The organism is Kitasatospora sp. NPDC058046 (genome assembly GCF_042885595.1).
Lineage (GTDB): Bacteria > Actinomycetota > Actinomycetes > Streptomycetales > Streptomycetaceae > Kitasatospora.
Genome location: NZ_JBHVRS010000005.1, coordinates 67421 through 83695, shown reverse-complemented (window position 1 = coordinate 83695; position 16275 = coordinate 67421). Strand labels below are relative to the sequence as shown.

Here is a 16275-nt window from a genome sequence, read left to right as displayed (position 1 = left end):
TTCCGTCACATTCCTCGTCGCGGGAAAGCCGGGGCGCCTGCCGCCCCTGCTGCCTGTCGGAGGTAGGGGTTGGTGGCGCGCTCGCGGCCGATGGTGGTCTGACCGCCGTGGCCGGAGAGGACCACGGTGGAGTCGTCGAGGGGCAGGCACACCCGGGCCAGCGAGTTCATGATCGCCTCGCTGTCCCCGCCCGGGAGGTCGGTACGCCCGATGGAGCCGGCGAACAGCAGGTCGCCCGAGAACAGCACCGGGGGGAGGTCCTCGGCACCGGGCGTCCGGAAGGTCACCGACCCCCCGGTATGGCCCGGGGCGTGGTCCACGGTGAGCTTCAGGCCGGCCAGCTCCAGCACGCTGCCGTCGGTGAGCTCGCGCACGTCGTCGGGCTCGCCGACGGTGAGCTCGCCCATCAGCTGGGTGCCCAGGGAGCGGCCGAGCGCCTTCTCCGGGTCGGACATCATGTACCGGTCCTCGGGGTGGATCCAGGCCGGGACGCCGCGGGCGCCGCAGACCGGGACCACCGAGGCCACGTGGTCGATGTGGCCGTGGGTGAGCAGCACGGCGACGGGCTTCAGCCGGTGCTCGCGGACCATCTCCTCGACGCCGCGGGCCGCCTGGTGGCCGGGATCGACGATGACGCACTCCTCGCCGGCCGCCGGAGCGACCAGGTAGCAGTTGGTGCCCCAGGCTCCAGCGGGGAATCCGGCGATGAACACGCGCGTCCTTCGGGTGTGTGGCGGTCGGCTGCGGCGGCTGCCAGTGGTGATGCCACCAGTGGTGATTCAGGTGCAGCCTACCGGCGCCGCGGGTCCGGTTGCGAACCAGATACGGGCGGCGGGGCGCCGCGGCCCGGCAGGTTCACCGGGTTCTTACAGGCCCGGTCCCTACACTTGGCCGCCGAGGGATGCGATGATCCGCTCCGGAATCCATCCACTTTTCCCGCACATCCGTAGGAGACACGGCCGGTGGTCAGCAGCGAACAGCGGCGGCGGCAGCTCGCCCGAGAGAAGTACGAGCGCCAGTTGGAGCGCCGGGTCGAGGCCCAGGCCGCGCGCAGGCGGCGCAACACGATCCTGGGCGCCTCGCTCGCCGTCGTGGTCCTGGCCGGCGGTGGCACCCTGATCGCCACCGGCGCGTTCAGCTCGGACGACAAGGGCGACAAGAAGGCCTCGAACAGCGCCCAGGCCGCGCCGACCGGTACCGAGGAGCCGTCCGCCCCGACCCGCAAGCCGGTCGAGGGCTGCGCCGCCCCGGCTCCGGGCGCGCCCAACGGCAAGCAGTGGCAGGCCGAGCCGGCCATGACGATCGACGCGGGCGGCTCGTACGCCATGACGCTGGACAGCAACTGCGGCAAGGTGACGATCGCGCTGGACGCGGCGAAGGCCCCGCACACCGTGAACTCCTTCGCCTTCCTGGCCGGTGAGCAGTACTTCGACCACACCAAGTGCCACCGCCTCACCACCGACGGCATCTTCGTGCTGCAGTGCGGCGACCCGACCGCCAGCGCGACCGTCCCGGGCGGCAGCGGCGGCCCCGGCTACAAGTTCGCGGACGAGAACCTGACCGGCGCGACCTACCCGGCCGGCACCGTGGCGATGGCCAACTCCGGTCCGGGCACCAACGGCAGCCAGTTCTTCCTGGTCTACAAGGACACCAAACTGCCCCCGAACTACACCCCCTTCGGCAAGGTCACCGGCGGCCTGGACGTGGTGCAGAAGATCGCCGCCGCGGGCACCCTGGAGGGCTCGTCGGACGGCCACCCGATGGCTGACGTCACCTTCAACTCCGTTACGGTGGCGAAGGGTTGACCGACTCCGGGGTCGTCGGCGGGTGGCCTGCGCGCCGCCCCCGCACGGCCCCGGACCGAAATCGCCCGGCCCGGATGCGGACAGCACCGGGCCTGGTCGCCTATGTTGGCGTTGTATAGGGTGCCCGGACCCGCCTAGCCGTCACCCTCGGCAGCAAGGCACGGCGGACGGGGACGGCGGACTCTTTCGGTCCGTCGCACATCAACTGTGGACGACGGACGCGCGCCGCCCCGGCGCGGGCGCGACGTCATGTGGAGGACGCGCTATGAGCAGCGACCCGTGGGGCCGTGTGGACGAGCAGGGCACGGTCTACGTCAGGACGGCCGACGGCGAACGAGTCGTCGGTTCCTGGCAGGCCGGCTCGCCCGAGGAGGCCCTCGCCTACTTCGAGCGCAAGTACCAGGGCATCGAGGTGGAGATCGGCCTGCTGGAGAAGCGGGTGCGGACCACCGACCTGGCCGCCAAGGACGCCCTGGCCGCGCTGGAGCACCTGCGCGCCCAGGTGGTCGAGGGGCACGCGGTCGGCGACCTGGAGGGTCTGGCCAAGCGGCTGGACACGCTCACCGGCGAGATCGAGAGCCGGCGCGAGGAGCGCAAGGCCGCCCGCGCCAAGGCCCAGGACGAGGCCCGTGCGGCCAAGGAGGCCCTGGTCACCGAGGCCGAGCAGCTCGCCGAGTCGACCCAGTGGCGGGAGGCCGGGGACCGGCTGCGCGCCCTGGTGGACACCTGGAAGGGCCTGCCGCGGCTGGACCGCAAGAGCGACGACGAGCTCTGGCACCGCTTCTCGCACGCCCGCTCGGTCTTCTCCAAGCACCGCAAGGCGCACTTCGCCACCCTGGACGCCGAGCGCGAGAAGGCCCGGCAGACCAAGGAGGCGCTGGTGTCCGAGGCCGAGGCGCTGTCCTCGTCCACGGACTGGGGCAGCACCGCGGCCGCCTACCGCGACCTGATGGCGCGCTGGAAGGCCGCCGGCCGGGCCCAGCGGGACATCGAGGACGAGCTGTGGGCGCGGTTCCGCGGCGCCCAGGACGTCTTCTTCCAGGCCCGCTCCGCGGTGTTCAGCGAGCGGGACGCCGAGCAGGTGGAGAACCAGAAGCTCAAGGAGGCGCTGGCCGCCGAGGCCGAGACGATCCTGCCGATCACCGACCTCAAGGCCGCCAAGGCCGCGCTGCGCGAGGTCAACGAGCGCTGGGAGGCGATCGGGCACGTGCCGCGCGAGGTCCGTCCGAAGCTGGACGGCCGGCTGAACGCGGTCGAGCGGGCGATCCGCGAGGCCGAGGAGGCCGAGTGGTCGCGCTCCAACCCGGAGGCCAAGGCCCGCGCGGCCGGCATGGTGGGCCTGTTCCAGGCGAAGGCCGACAAGATCCAGGCCGACCTGGACAAGGCCCGCGCGGCCGGCAACGCCTCCAGGATCGCCAAGCTGGAGTCCGAGCTGGACGGCGTGCGGACCCTGCTGGACCAGGCGCACAAGAGCCAGGAGGAGTTCAGCGGCTGATCGCCCCGGCACGCTGGACGGCGAAGGCCCCCGGGACCGTTCCCGGGGGCCTTCCGCGTTCCCCCGCCGTGCTGCCGGCGGGGGCCGCCGCTACTTGCGGGCGGAGGTGACGCGGTAGACGTCGTACACGCCCTCGACGCCGCGCACCGCCTTGAGCACGTGGCCCAGGTGCTTCGGGTCGCCCATCTCGAAGGTGAAGCGGCTCATCGCCACCCGGTCCCGGGAGGTCTGCACCGCCGCCGACAGGATGTTGACGTGCTGGTCGGAGAGCACCCGGGTGACGTCCGAGAGCAGCCGGGAGCGGTCCAGCGCCTCGACCTGGATGGCCACCAGGAAGACCGAGGACTGGGTGGCCGCCCACTCGACGTCGATCATGCGCTCCGGCTGCTGGTTCAGCGCCTCCACGTTGACGCAGTCGGCGCGGTGCACCGAGACGCCGTTGCCGCGGGTCACGAAGCCGACGATCGGGTCGCCCGGCACCGGGGTGCAGCAGCGGGAGAGCTTGACCCAGACGTCCTCGACGCCCTTGACGATCACGCCCGGGTCGCCCTTGGCCCGGCGGCGCACCGCCCGCCGGTTGTCGTGGGTCGGGGTGGCGGTCTCCGCCAGGTCCTCGGTCGCGCCCTCCTCGCCGCCGAGCGCCTGGACCAGCTTCTGCACGATGTTCGGCGCGGCGACGTGGCCCTCGCCGATCGCGGCGTAGAGCGAGGAGATGTCGGGGTAGCGCATCTCGTGGGCCAGGGTGACCAGCGAGTCGCCGGTCAGGATCCGCTGGATCGGCAGGCCCTGCTTGCGCATCGCCCGGACGATCGCCTCCTTGCCGTGCTCGATCGCCTCCTCGCGGCGCTCCTTGGAGAACCAGGCGCGGATCTTGTTGCGGGCGCGCGGCGACTTGACGAAGCCCAGCCAGTCCCGGGACGGGCCGGCGTTCTCCGCCTTGGAGGTGAACACCTCGACGGTGTCGCCGTTCTCCAGGGTCGACTCCAGCGGCACCAGCCGCCCGTTGACCCGGGCGCCTATCGTCCGGTAGCCGACCTCGGTGTGCACCGCGAAGGCGAAGTCGACCGGGGTCGCCCCGGCCGGCAGGGCTATCACGTCGCCCTTGGGGGTGAAGACGAAGACCTCGTTGCTGGCCAGGTCGAAGCGGAGCGACTCCAGGAACTCGCCCGGGTCGGCGGTCTCCTTCTGCCAGTCCAGCAGCTGCCGCAGCCAGGCCATCTCGTTGACGGCGCCGGCCTTGTCGTCCTTGCGGACCTGGGTCGGGGTGTCGGTGCGGACCTTGGAGGCCCCGGCCACCGCGCGCTGCTTGTACTTCCAGTGCGCGGCGATGCCGTACTCGGCCCGCCGGTGCATGTCGAAGGTGCGGATCTGCAGCTCGACCGGCTTGCCCCCAGGACCGATCACCGTGGTGTGCAGCGACTGGTACATGTTGAACTTGGGCATCGCGATGTAGTCCTTGAACCGCCCCGGCACCGGGTTCCACCGCGCGTGGATGGTGCCCAGCGCCGCGTAGCAGTCGCGGACGGTGTCGACCAGGACCCGGATGCCCACCAGGTCGTAGATCTCGGCGAAGTCCCGGCCCCGGACGATCATCTTCTGGTAGACCGAGTAGTAGTGCTTCGGCCGGCCGGTGACGGAGGCGGTGATCCGGGCGCCCCGCAGGTCCCCCTGGACCTGGTCGATGACGGTCGCCAGGTACTCGTCCCGCTTGGGGGCGCGCTCGGCGACCAGCCGGACGATCTCGTCGTACATCTTGGGGTAGAGGATCGCGAAGGCGAGGTCCTCCAGCTCCCACTTGATGGTGTTCATGCCCAGCCGGTGCGCCAGCGGGGCGTAGATCTCCAGCGTCTCGCGGGCCTTCTTCTCCTGCTTCTCCCGCTTGAGGTAGCGCATCGTGCGCATGTTGTGCAGGCGGTCGGCCAGCTTGATCACCAGGACCCGCGGGTCCTTGGCCATCGCCACGACCATCTTGCGGACGGTCTCGGCCTGCGCGGCCTCGCCGAACTTGACCCGGTCCAGCTTGGTGACGCCGTCCACCAGCAGGGCCACCGAGTCGCCGAAGTCCTTGCGCAGGGTCTCCAGGCCGTAGTCGGTGTCCTCGACGGTGTCGTGCAGCAGCCCGGCCATCAGCGTCGGGGCGTCCATGCCGAGCTCGGCCAGGATCGTCGCGACGGCCAGCGGGTGGGTGATGTACGGGTCGCCGCTCTTGCGCTTCTGCCCGCGGTGCCACTTCTCGGCCACCGCGTACGCCTTCTCGATGTCGCGCAGCAGAGCCGGGTCGGCCTTGGGGTCGTTGGCCCGGATCGAGCGGAACAGCGGTTCCAGGACGGGGTTGAGCACGCTGGAGCGCTGGCCGCCCAGGCGGGCCAGTCGGGCCCGCATGCCGCCGGTGGAACCGCGGCCGGAGGGGCCGAGCGAACGCGAGGAGGTCGGCGCCGGGCGTGCCGGGGTGGCCCCCGAGGGCGTGGGACGGTTTTCGGGGGTGGCCGCTTCGGCCGTGGGCACAACCTCGTCGGGCAAGGACTACTCCTCGGGGCACCGGGGCCGACCCCTGCCGAGGCCCGAACGGTCCGGGACAACCGGGAGGGGATGAATCTTCATGGTACCGAGCCGGGCGCCGGGGTGTTCATCCGGCCGGGCCAGGAAACGGAAGGACGGCGGTCGGATGTCCCGACCGCCGTCCTCCCGACGAGTCCCTCAGACCGTGACCAGCGTCTCCAGCGGAGCGCCGCCCAGGTGCCCGGCCAGCCGCTCGCGGCCGTCCAGGAAGCCCAGCTCCATCAGCACCACGACGCCCGCCAGCTCGGCCCCGGCCTCCTTCACCAGGTCCAGCGAGGCTCCGATGGTGCCACCGGTGGCCAGCACGTCGTCCACCACCAGCACCCGCTCACCGGGCGTGAAGGCGTCGCACTGCACCTCCAGCGTCGCCGAGCCGTACTCCAGCTCGTACGAGCGCCGGAACACCTCGCCGGGCAGCTTGCCCTGCTTGCGGATCGGCACGAAGCCGAGCCCGGCCGCGAAGGCCGCCGGGGCCGCCAGCACGAAGCCGCGCGCCTCCAGGCCCACGACCTTGGTCGCACCGAGCTCCGCGGCCCGGTCCGCCAGCGCCCGGGTGAGGGCGCCGAAGGCCTCGGCGTCGGCGAGCAGCGGCGCGATGTCCTTGAACAGCACACCCGGCTTCGGGTAGTCCGGGACGTCCCGGATCCGGCTGTTCAGCAGCTCGGCCAGTGCGGTGTCGGCGGTGGTCACGGTGGGTTCCTCGGGTTCGTGGTCGGGTTCAGCGCTTGGTGGACGGACGGCCCTTGGCACGGGTGCCGGCCGAGCGGCCACGCTGTCCGACCATACCCGCAGGCTGCTCCTCGTCGTCCGGCTCCCCGTCCGCCGTGACGGCGTCCCCGGCCTCCGCCTTGGCGGCGGCCGATGCCCGGTGCTGGAGGACCCGCTTGCGCAGCGCCTTCATCTCCGGCTGCTCCTCCTTGAGCTGCGCCAGCAGCGGGGTGGCGACGCAGATCGAGGAGTAGGCACCGGCCGCGAGACCGATGAACAGCGCGAGCGAGATGTCGTTCAGGGTGCCGGCGCCCAGGAAGCCGCCGCCGATGAACAGCAGCGCGGCGACCGGAAGCAGCGCCACCACGGTGGTGTTGAGCGAGCGCACCAGGGTCTGGTTGAGGCCCGCGTTGGCGGCCTCGCTGTAGGTGAGCTTGTTCTGCTTGGTGATCCCCTTGGTGTTCTCCTTCACGGTGTCGAAGACGACGACCGTGTCGTAGAGGGAGTAACCGAGGATCGTCAGGAAGCCGATCACCGTACCCGGGGTGACCTCGAAGCCCACCAGGGCGTACACGCCGATGGTGATCAGGAGGTCGTGGATGAGGGCGACCAGCGCGGCCAGCGCCATCCGCCACTCGAAGGCGATCGCCAGGTAGACCGTCACCAGGACCATGAAGACGACCAGGCCGGTGAGCGCCTTCTGGGAGATCTGCTTGCCCCAGCTGGGGCCGATCACCTGGGCCTCGACGGTGTCCAGCGGCACGCCGAGCTTCTGGGAGAGCTCGGAGCGGATCTCGTCGGAGCTCTTCGACTCCTCGGTGCTGACCTGGATGCGGATCTTGCCGTTGTCGGTCGACTGCACCAGCGGGTGCGAGGAGACGACCCCGTCGGCGGTTTCCTGCGCCTGGGAGACCGTCAGGCCGGGCTTGGCCACGGTGTAGACCGAGCCGCCCTTGAACTCGATGCCCAGGTGCAGGCCCATGGCCAGGCCGATCGCCGCGACCAGCACGATCACGCCGGAGATGGAGTACCAGAGCTTGCGGCGACCGACGAAGTCGAAGCTGACCTCGCCCTGGTAGAGCCGGTGGCCCAGGTTGGAGAAGCGTGACACGGTGTCAGGCCTCCTTCACGGCGGCAGAGGAGGGGTTACGGCGACGGCTGCTGCGAAGCGGCGGGCGGGCGCCCAGTCGCTTCGGGTCCAGGCCGGACCACGGGTGGCCGTTCAGGAAGAACTTGCGGCGGGCCAGCAGCGTGATCAGCGGCTTGGTGAAGAGGAAGATCACCACGACGTCGAGCGCGGTGGTCAGACCCAGGGTGAAGGCGAAGCCCTGGACCTTGCCGACCGAGACCACGTAGAGGACGGCGGCACAGAGGAAGGACACGAAGTCCGAGACCAGGATGGTGCGCCGGGCGCGCGGCCAGGCCCGCTGGACCGCCGGGCGCAGCGGGGCGCCCTCGCGGACCTCGTCACGGATGCGCTCGAAGTACACGATGAAGGAGTCGGCGGTGATACCGATCGCGACGATCGCACCACAGACCGCCGGCAGGTTCAGCGCGAAGCCGATCGCGTTGCCGAGCAGGCTCATGATCGAGTAGGTCAGGGCCGCCGAGACGAGCAGACCGGCGATCGAGACCAGGCCGAGGCCGCGGTAGTAGACCAGCGAGTAGGCGACCACCAGCAGCATGCCGATCGCACCGGCCACCAGGCCGGCCTTGAGCTGGTCGCTGCCGAGCGCCGGGGAGACGGTGGTGATGTCGCTCTTGACGAACTCCAGCGGCAGCGCGCCGTAGCCGAGCACGTTGGACAGGTCCTGCGCCTCGGCCTGGCTGAAGTTGCCGCTGATCACGGCGCTGCCGCCGGGGATCGCGTTCTTGACCTCGGGGTGCGAGACGACCTGGTTGTCCAGGACGATCGCGAACTGGTTGTTCGGCGGGGCCTGGGTGGCGAGCTGGCCGGTGACCTTGGTGAAGGCGTCGGTGCCGTTGCCGTTGAACTGCAGCTGGACCTGCCAGCCGGCACCCGTCTGGGTGTCGAGGCTCGGCTGCGCCTTGGAGACGTCCGAGCCCTTCACGGCGACGGGGCCGAGGGCGAGCTTCTCGTAGTAGCCCTTCTCGGGCTTCTGCGAGCAGGCGACGACGGCCTTGTCCTCGGGGCCGGTCTGGGCGGTGCGGACCTCGGGCTTGGAGCAGTCGAGGGCGGCGAACGCGGCGCTCAGCTCCGGCGGCACGGTGCCCTGGGTCATCGCGGCGCTGAGGTCGGCGGCGCTCGGCGGGGTGGCCGCGGCGCTCGGGGCGCCGGTGGCGGCGGCGGAGGGCGCGGTGCTCGCGCCGGTGGCCGCGGCGGTCGGGCTGGCGCCCTCGGCGGCCAGCGCCTCGCTCTCGGGGCGGCCCTGCTTGGTGGCGCTCGCGCCCGGGGACGGGGCGCCGGTCGCGGCAGCGGGCGGGGTCGCGCCCGGGGTGCCGGTCGCGGCGGCGGACGGGGTGCCCGTGGGAGCCGGGGCGGTGACGCCGCTGGGCGCCACGGCCAGGACCGGACGGAAGAACAGCTTGGCGGTGGTACCCACCTGGTCCGCCGCGTTCTGCTGGTTCCCGCCCTTGGGGATGTTCACGATGATCGTGTTGTCGCCCTGGGTCTGGACCTCCGCCTCGGAGACACCCATACCGTTGACGCGGCGCTCGATGATCCCGGTGGCGATGTCCATGTTGGACTTGGTGATCGCCTTGGGGTCGGTCGACTTCGCGGTCAGCGTGATGCTGGTGCCACCGGCGAGATCGATCCCGAGCCGGGGCTTGGTGGTGCCCGTCCCGAACATGAGGGCGACCAGTCCGACGGTGACGACCAGGATGAGGGCCAGCGCCCGCCCTGGGTAGCCGTCGCGCGGGCGCGACTTGGGTGTTGCCACCTTGCTCGTTTCTCCCTGTCCATGCCACTTCCCCGACCGGACCCCCGTCCGGCTCGTGGCGGGACAGGGGTCCGGCGGTTCTGCGGCCCTGAGGTCCTGTGGGCTCGCGGCACTGTGCCGCGCGGCCGGGCGGGTTGCCCGTCCGTACTACTTGCTCGCGGGAGCCCCGCCCTCGACGTCGCCCTTCTCGGCGCTGTCCTTGGAGAGCGACAGCGGCTTGTCCTCGACCGGCTCGGCGTCGGCCTCCTCGGCCTCCGGCTCGGGCAGCTCGTCATCGGCGGGGCGGCCGTTGATGATCGCGTCGTACTCCTGGGGGTCCAGGACGGCCGCGATGGCGCTCTTGGTGAAGTGGGTGACCACGCCGGGCGCGATCTCCAGCTCGACGGTCTCGTCGTTGACCGCCTTCACCTGGGCGTACAGACCGCCGATGGTGCGCACACCGGCCCCCGGCTCCAGCGCCGTCTGCATCTGCTGCATCTGCGACTGGCGCTTCTTCTGCGACCGGAACATGAGCACGATCGCGATGATCGGGAGGAGAAGGATGATGAGGTTCACTGCAGCCAGGGTCCTTTACGGGCCGCCGGCCGGCGGCCTGTGTGGTATTGGTCGGCCCGTCAGGTGAGAGGGGCGGTCCGGCGGAGTCTAGGCGACCCCGAATCGATCGGACAACGCCAAGCATCGCATCATGCCGCCGAAAGTGGCGACCCTCCGCCTGCACAGTTTCCCCGGACGCCACTCCCGGCTCCCCCGTGCGCCACCACGGGAGCACCGGCCGGGAACCGACCGGCCCGACTCACCCGTTCAGCCGATGGCGGTCAACTTTCGTCGGCGGGGAACAGGTCCGGCTGCGCCGGAACACGCCCGCGGGTGGTCTGGACCGGCGGGGTCAGGCCGAGGTGCTGCCAGGCGGCCGCGGTGGCGATCCGGCCGCGCGGGGTGCGGGCGAGCAGGCCCTCGCGGACCAGGAAGGGCTCGGCGACCTCCTCGACCGTCTCCGACTCCTCACCCACGGCGACCGCCAGTGTCGACAAACCGACCGGACCGCCGCCGAACAGCCGCAGCAGCGCGTCCAGCACCGCGCGGTCCAGCCGGTCCAGCCCGCGGGCGTCCACCTCGTAGACGTCCAGCGCCCGGGCGGCGATCCCGGCGTCGACCACGCCGTCGTGCCGGACCTGGGCGTAGTCGCGGACCCGGCGCAGCAGCCGGTTGGCGATGCGCGGGGTGCCGCGCGAGCGCCCGGCGATCTCGGCCGCGCCGGCCGGGTCTATCTCCACGTCCAGCAGCGCGGCCGAGCGGTGCACCACCCGCTGGAGCTCGGCCGGGGCGTAGAACTCCATGTGCCCGGTGAAGCCGAAGCGGTCGCGCAGCGGGGGCGGCAGCAGGCCGGCCCGGGTGGTGGCGCCGACCAGGGTGAAGGGCGGCAGCTCCAGCGGGATGGCGGTGGCGCCCGGGCCCTTGCCGACGATCACGTCGACCCGGAAGTCCTCCATCGCCATGTAGAGCATCTCCTCGGCCGGCCGGGACATCCGGTGGATCTCGTCGAGGAAGAGCACCTCGCCCTCGGTGAGCGAGGAGAGGATCGCCGCGAGGTCCCCCGCGTGCTGGATGGCCGGTCCGGAGGTGATCCGGATCGGGGCGCCCAGCTCGGCGGCGATGATCATGGACAGGGTGGTCTTGCCGAGCCCGGGCGGGCCGCTCAGCAGCACGTGGTCGGGCGCGCTGCCGCGCTGGCGGGCGGCCTGGAGCACCAGCGACAGCTGCTCGCGCACCCGCTCCTGGCCGATGAACTCGTCCAGCAGCTTGGGGCGCAGCGCCGCCTCCACCGCCTGGTCCTCACCGTCGGCGGCGGCCGTGACCAGCCGGTCGGTGGGTTCCGGGTCGTACATCGTCGCGGGCTCCAGAGTCTCCGGTGTCGACAAAAGGACAGATCGTCAGTTGGTCAGCGGGCGCGGTTGAGGCCGCGCAGGGCGAGCCTGAGCAGGGCGCCGACGTCCGTCACCGCCTGCGCCTCGGCCTCCGGGGTGACGGCCGCGACCGCCTCGTCCGCCTCGCGCGGGGCGTAGCCGAGGCCGGTCAGCGCGGAGTGCAGCTGCTCGCTCCACGGCGCCGGGCCGCTCGCGATCGGCTTCTGCGCGGGCACCGCCCCGTGCGGGGCGCCGAGCTTGTCCTTGTACTCCAGCAGCAGCTTGGCCGCCTTGGCCTTGCCGATGCCCGGCACCGCGACCAGCGCCTTCTCGTCGCCGCCCGCGATCGCGGCGCGCAGCGCGTCGGGGCTGTGCACGCCGAGGATCGCCTGCGCCAGCTTGGGGCCGACGCCGGGCGCGGCCTGGAGGATCTCGAACACGGCGCGCTCGTCGTCGTCCGCGAAGCCGAACAGGGTCAGCGAGTCCTCCCGGACCACCAGCGAGGTGGCCAGCCGGGCCGGCTCGCCCAGCCGCAGCCCGGCCAGGGTGTTCGGGGTGCACTGCACGGCCATGCCGACCCCGCCGACCTCGACCACCGCGATCCCGGAGGAGACGGCCGCCACGGGCCCTTGCACGAAGGCGATCATCGGACGGTGCCTTTCGGAGGAGTGGAGCGGGAGGTGGCGCGGGCGGCCCGGACGGCGGCCTCCAGCCGGTTGGTCGCCCCGCCGCGCCAGATGTGGCAGATGGCCAGCGCCAGCGCGTCGGCGGCGTCGGCGGGCTTGGGCGGCGCGTCCAGCCGCAGCAGGCGCTGCACCATGGCGGTGACCTGCGCCTTGTCGGCCCGGCCGGAGCCGGTGACGGCGGCCTTGACCTCGCTGGGGGTGTGCAGGGTGACGGGGATGCCGCGCCGGGTGGCACAGAGCATCGCGACGGCGCTGGCCTGGGCGGTGCCCATCACGGTGCGGACGTTGTGCTGGGCGAAGACCCGCTCGACGGCGACCAGGTCGGGCCGGTGCTCGTCCAGCCAGGCCTCGATGCCCTGCTCGACCTGGAGCAGCCGCTCCCCGATCTCCGCCTCGGCGGGGGTGCGCACCACGCCGACCCCGGCCATCCGCAGCGGCCGGCCCGGCGCGCCCTCGACCACGCCGACCCCGCACCTGGTCAGCCCCGGGTCCACGCCCAGTACCCGCACCACTCGCCCGTCTCCCTGCCACTCGCCACGAAGGACCTCCGCAGGCTACCGCCCTGGTCCGACAACCCCGCCGACGACACCGGCCCGGTGGTCCAGGGACCACCGGGCCGGGCAGTGGGACCGGTCACCCACCGACGATCACTGGGCGGTGATCACTCGGCGTCGAGCTGCGCGCCGACCTCGTCGGAGATGTCGAAGTTGGCGAAGACGTTCTGCACGTCGTCGCTGTCCTCGAGCGCGTCGATCAGCTTCAGGATCTTGCGGGCGCCGTCGACGTCCAGCTCGACCTGCATGCTGGGGAGGAAGTTGGCCTCGGCCGAGTCGTAGTCGACGCCGGCGTCGACCAGCGCGGTGCGCACGGCGACCATCTTCGAGGCCTCGGAGACGATCTCGAACGAGTCGCCGAGGTCGTTGATCTCCTCCGGCTCCTGGTCCAGGACGACCTCGAACAGCTTGTCCTCGTCCACGCCGTCGGCCTTGGAGACGATGACGACACCCTTGCGGGTGAACAGGTACGAGACCGAGCCCGGGTCGGCCATGGAGCCGCCGTTGCGGGTCATCGCGACGCGCACGTCGGAGGCGGCGCGGTTGCGGTTGTCGGTGAGGCACTCGATCAGGACCGCGACACCGTTCGGGCCGTAGCCCTCGTACATGATGGTCTGGTAGTCGGCGCCGCCGGCCTCCAGACCGCCACCGCGCTTGACGGCGCGGTTGATGTTGTCGATCGGGACCGAGCTCTTCTTCGCCTTCTGGATGGCGTCGTAGAGGGTCGGGTTGCCCGCCGGGTCGGGTCCGCCGGTGCGCGCCGCCACCTCGATGTTCTTGATCATCTTGGCGAAGAGCTTGCCGCGCTTGGCGTCGATCACGGCCTTCTTGTGCTTGGTGGTAGCCCACTTAGAGTGGCCGGACATCGCCAGCTCCTTTACGTCGCCAAAGGGAAATGAACAGATGAGATCTTACCGGTGTCGCCGGCGGTGGGGCGCACACGGTGGGCGGCGGTCTACCGACCGGCGAGGTGCTCCTCGACCATCCGCACGAAGTACGCGTGGACCCGGTGGTCGCCGGTCAGCTCCGGGTGGAAGGAGGTGGCCAGCAGGTTGCCCTGGCGCACGGCGACGATCCGGCTCTCCGGGCCGTCCGCGGCGGGCAGCTCGGCCAGCACCTTGACGCCCGCGCCGACCCCCTCGACCCAGGGGGCGCGGATGAAGACGCCGTGCACCGGCGCGTCGTCCAGGCCCGCGAACTCGATCCCGGACTCGAAGGACTCGTTCTGGCGGCCGAAGGCGTTGCGGCGCACCGTCATGTCGATGCCGCCGACGGTCTGCTGGTCGTCGCGGCCGTCCAGGATCTTGTCCGCCAGCATGATCATGCCCGCACAGGTGCCGTAGACCGGCATGCCGGCGGCGACCCGCTCGCGCAGCGGCTCCATCACGCCGAACAGCAGCGCCAGCTTGGACATGGTGGTGGACTCGCCGCCGGGGATCACCAGCGCGTCGACCTCGGCCAGCTCCTCGGCGCGGCGCACCGGACGGGCGAGCGCGTCGGCCTCGGCCAGCGCCACCAGGTGCTCGCGGACGTCGCCCTGGAGGGCGAGGACGCCGATGACAGGAGTGCTCACGGTCTTCAACCTCTATCGATCGTTACGACGGACTACGTGGCGCGGCCCGCCGCGCGCCGAGGCGCTGCGGCGGGCCGGCTCGGAAACTGCGGGTGGTTACCAGCCGCGGTTGGCGTAGCGCTCGGTCTCCGGCAGGGTGTCGCAGTTGATGCCGACCATGGCCTCGCCCAGGTTGCGGGAGGCGTCCGCGATGACCTTCGGGTCGTCGAAGAAGGTGGTGGCCTTCACGATGGCGGCGGCACGCTTGGCCGGGTCGCCCGACTTGAAGATGCCGGAGCCGACGAAGACGCCCTCGGCACCCAGCTGGCGCATCAGCGCGGCGTCGGCCGGGGTGGCCACGCCACCGGCGGAGAACAGCACGACCGGCAGCTTGCCGAGCTCGGCGACCTCCTTGACCAGCTCGTACGGGGCGCGCAGCTCCTTGGCGGCGGCGAACAGCTCGTTGTTGTCCAGCGCGCGCAGCTTGCCGATCTCGTTCTTGATCTGGCGCAGGTGGCGGACGGCCTCGACGACGTTGCCGGTGCCGGCCTCGCCCTTCGAGCGGATCATGGCCGCGCCCTCGGCGATGCGGCGCAGGGCCTCGCCCAGGTTGGTGGCGCCGCAGACGAAGGGGGTGGTGAAGGCCCACTTGTCCGAGTGGTTGACCTCGTCGGCCGGGGTCAGCACCTCGGACTCGTCGATGTAGTCGACGCCCAGCGACTGGAGCACCTGGGCCTCGACGAAGTGGCCGATGCGGGACTTGGCCATCACCGGGATGGAGACCGCCTCGATGATCTCCTCGATCATGTTGGGGTCGGACATGCGGGCCACGCCGCCGTCCTTGCGGATGTCGGCCGGGACCCGCTCCAGGGCCATGACGGCCACGGCGCCGGCGTCCTCGGCGATCTTGGCCTGCTCGGCGTTGACCACGTCCATGATCACACCGCCCTTGAGCTGCTCGGCCATGCCGCGCTTGACCCGGGCGGTGCCGATCTGCGGCTGGTCTGCGGTGGTGGGGGTCGTGGACACGTGAGACCTCACTCGAAGATGAATCAGTGCTATCGCCCTATGGTAGGCAGACCGGATGGCCCACTCATGCGCCACCAAGTCCAGCCAGGACGACGGGACACGACAAACGGGCCGTATCCGGGGGACACCTTAAGCAGGCGCCCCTTCGGGCGTGAGAGCGGGCGGCGGTGCATCGTCCATCTCGAACGCCAACGGGAACGGCGCCTTCCCCGCCAACCGGAAGTACCGCACCAGCCGGTGCTCGCGCACCGCCCGCGCCGCCCGCACCGCGTCGTTGTGGAACCGGCGGGCCATCGGCACCCGCCGCACCGCGGCCGTCAGCTCACGAACCGCGTCCTCGCCACCCGGCTCCGCCACCAGCGCCGCCATCTGCTCCGGCTCCTCGAACACCGCCCGCAGCGCCAGGCTCAACTGGCTCTCCGCCACCTCGCGCTGCTCGTCATCGGCCTGCCGGGCCGCGTGCGCCGCGTCCAGCAGCAGCAGCGAGGCCGCCGGATCCAGCAGCGAGGACGTCGCCAGCTCCATCGCCACCGAGGCCCGGCGCACCAGCTGCGCGTCCAGCGCCGCCCGCGCCGCGTCGATCCGGGCGTGCAGCCGGTCCAACCGACCGGCCGTCCAACTCAGGTACATGCCGAACAGCACCACGGCCACGCCGGCCCAGATCCAGGTAGTCACGGGCCGCTACGTTACCCGGTGTCACCGGTTCAGCCCCGGGCGGTCGCGTTCCGGTAGCTCTCCCGGTCGATGTCCGCGATGTTCACCGCCGTGAACAGCCGGGTGCCCGGCCTCGGCCGGACGAACCGCGCCAGCAGCGCCAGCACGCCCTCGCTCAGCGCCGCCTTCGCCTCCGGCGAACGGCCCGGGAAGATCTGGAACTCCACGAACACCTGGGTGTCGCCGGCCGCCCCGCTGGTCCCGACCACCAGCAGCTCGCTCTGCCGGAACACCGTCTTGCAGGACTCCGGCTTCGCGTCGATCGTCGCCTCGGCCAGCCGGTTGATCGCCAGGCCGAGGCCCCGGCGGTCGAAGGTTCCGGCCAGGTCGGCCGAGTAGTCGACGGAGATCTGCGGCATCGTCGCC

Annotated in this window: 16 protein-coding genes; 2 read left to right on the top strand and 14 right to left on the bottom strand. The window is 71.6% G+C overall.

Going from position 1 to position 16275, the window contains the following annotated elements; genetic code table 11:
* Positions 1 to 5 precede the first annotated feature (5 nt).
* Positions 6 to 713 (bottom strand): MBL fold metallo-hydrolase, encoded by a 708-nt coding sequence (locus ACFVU7_RS12605; protein ID WP_074002379.1) that lies wholly within the window; start codon positions 711 to 713, stop codon positions 6 to 8.
* 249 nt (positions 714 to 962) lie between these two features.
* On the opposite strand from ACFVU7_RS12605, the gene ACFVU7_RS12600 reads away from it, so the two are divergent.
* Positions 963 to 1805, top strand: coding sequence for a peptidylprolyl isomerase (locus ACFVU7_RS12600; RefSeq protein ID WP_049651820.1), 843 nt, complete (start codon positions 963 to 965; stop codon positions 1803 to 1805).
* 265 nt (positions 1806 to 2070) lie between these two features.
* A complete protein-coding gene (locus tag ACFVU7_RS12595; RefSeq protein ID WP_049651821.1) occupies positions 2071 to 3300 on the top strand; it encodes a DUF349 domain-containing protein in 1230 nt (409 codons plus the stop codon).
* Positions 3301 to 3390: 90 nt separating this feature from the next.
* Here ACFVU7_RS12595 and ACFVU7_RS12590 read toward each other — a convergent pair whose 3' ends face one another.
* The 13 genes from ACFVU7_RS12590 to ACFVU7_RS12530 all read right to left on the bottom strand — a co-directional run bounded on the left by ACFVU7_RS12590 (position 3391) and on the right by ACFVU7_RS12530 (position 16268).
* Complete coding sequence (locus ACFVU7_RS12590; RefSeq protein WP_181970527.1) at positions 3391 to 5820, bottom strand: bifunctional (p)ppGpp synthetase/guanosine-3',5'-bis(diphosphate) 3'-pyrophosphohydrolase; 2430 nt, start codon at positions 5818 to 5820, stop codon at positions 3391 to 3393.
* A 177-nt stretch (positions 5821 to 5997) separates the two neighbouring features.
* Positions 5998 to 6549: an adenine phosphoribosyltransferase gene (locus tag ACFVU7_RS12585; protein ID WP_049651822.1), complete on the bottom strand. Its 552-nt coding sequence runs from the start codon at positions 6547 to 6549 to the stop codon at positions 5998 to 6000.
* 28 nt (positions 6550 to 6577) lie between these two features.
* A complete protein-coding gene (gene secF / locus ACFVU7_RS12580) occupies positions 6578 to 7678 on the bottom strand; it encodes a protein translocase subunit SecF (RefSeq protein WP_074002378.1) in 1101 nt (366 codons plus the stop codon).
* A gap of 4 nt (positions 7679 to 7682) precedes the next feature.
* Positions 7683 to 9470 carry a protein translocase subunit SecD gene (gene secD, locus ACFVU7_RS12575; RefSeq protein WP_388045024.1) on the bottom strand — a complete coding sequence of 596 codons (1788 nt, stop codon included), beginning with the start codon at positions 9468 to 9470 and terminating at the stop codon, positions 7683 to 7685.
* Between the two features lie 147 nt (positions 9471 to 9617).
* Positions 9618 to 10025: a preprotein translocase subunit YajC gene (gene yajC, locus ACFVU7_RS12570; RefSeq protein WP_053112055.1), complete on the bottom strand. Its 408-nt coding sequence runs from the start codon at positions 10023 to 10025 to the stop codon at positions 9618 to 9620.
* A gap of 260 nt (positions 10026 to 10285) precedes the next feature.
* Positions 10286 to 11356, bottom strand: coding sequence for a Holliday junction branch migration DNA helicase RuvB (gene ruvB / locus ACFVU7_RS12565; RefSeq protein ID WP_388045023.1), 1071 nt, complete (start codon positions 11354 to 11356; stop codon positions 10286 to 10288).
* A 53-nt stretch (positions 11357 to 11409) separates the two neighbouring features.
* Complete coding sequence (ruvA, locus tag ACFVU7_RS12560; protein ID WP_117487159.1) at positions 11410 to 12021, bottom strand: Holliday junction branch migration protein RuvA; 612 nt, start codon at positions 12019 to 12021, stop codon at positions 11410 to 11412.
* Positions 12018 to 12569, bottom strand: coding sequence for a crossover junction endodeoxyribonuclease RuvC (gene ruvC / locus ACFVU7_RS12555; protein WP_049651444.1), 552 nt, complete (start codon positions 12567 to 12569; stop codon positions 12018 to 12020). Before ruvC ends, ruvA begins: the two co-directional genes overlap by 4 nt.
* A 152-nt stretch (positions 12570 to 12721) precedes the next feature.
* Complete coding sequence (locus ACFVU7_RS12550) at positions 12722 to 13480, bottom strand: YebC/PmpR family DNA-binding transcriptional regulator (protein WP_388045021.1); 759 nt, start codon at positions 13478 to 13480, stop codon at positions 12722 to 12724.
* Positions 13481 to 13569: 89 nt separating this feature from the next.
* The gene (pdxT, locus tag ACFVU7_RS12545; protein WP_388045020.1) at positions 13570 to 14187 is read right to left on the bottom strand and encodes a pyridoxal 5'-phosphate synthase glutaminase subunit PdxT; all 618 of its coding nucleotides are present in this window, start codon (positions 14185 to 14187) and stop codon (positions 13570 to 13572) included.
* 96 nt (positions 14188 to 14283) lie between these two features.
* Entirely contained in the window at positions 14284 to 15195 is a 912-nt protein-coding gene (gene pdxS / locus ACFVU7_RS12540) for a pyridoxal 5'-phosphate synthase lyase subunit PdxS (protein WP_049651429.1), read from the bottom strand.
* Positions 15196 to 15324: 129 nt separating this feature from the next.
* The gene (locus ACFVU7_RS12535; protein ID WP_049651430.1) at positions 15325 to 15870 is read right to left on the bottom strand and encodes a membrane protein; all 546 of its coding nucleotides are present in this window, start codon (positions 15868 to 15870) and stop codon (positions 15325 to 15327) included.
* A gap of 29 nt (positions 15871 to 15899) precedes the next feature.
* On the bottom strand, positions 15900 to 16268 hold the full coding sequence (locus ACFVU7_RS12530) for a 5-carboxymethyl-2-hydroxymuconate Delta-isomerase (RefSeq protein ID WP_049651431.1): 369 nt from the start codon (positions 16266 to 16268) through the stop codon (positions 15900 to 15902).
* Positions 16269 to 16275: the final 7 nt, after the last annotated feature.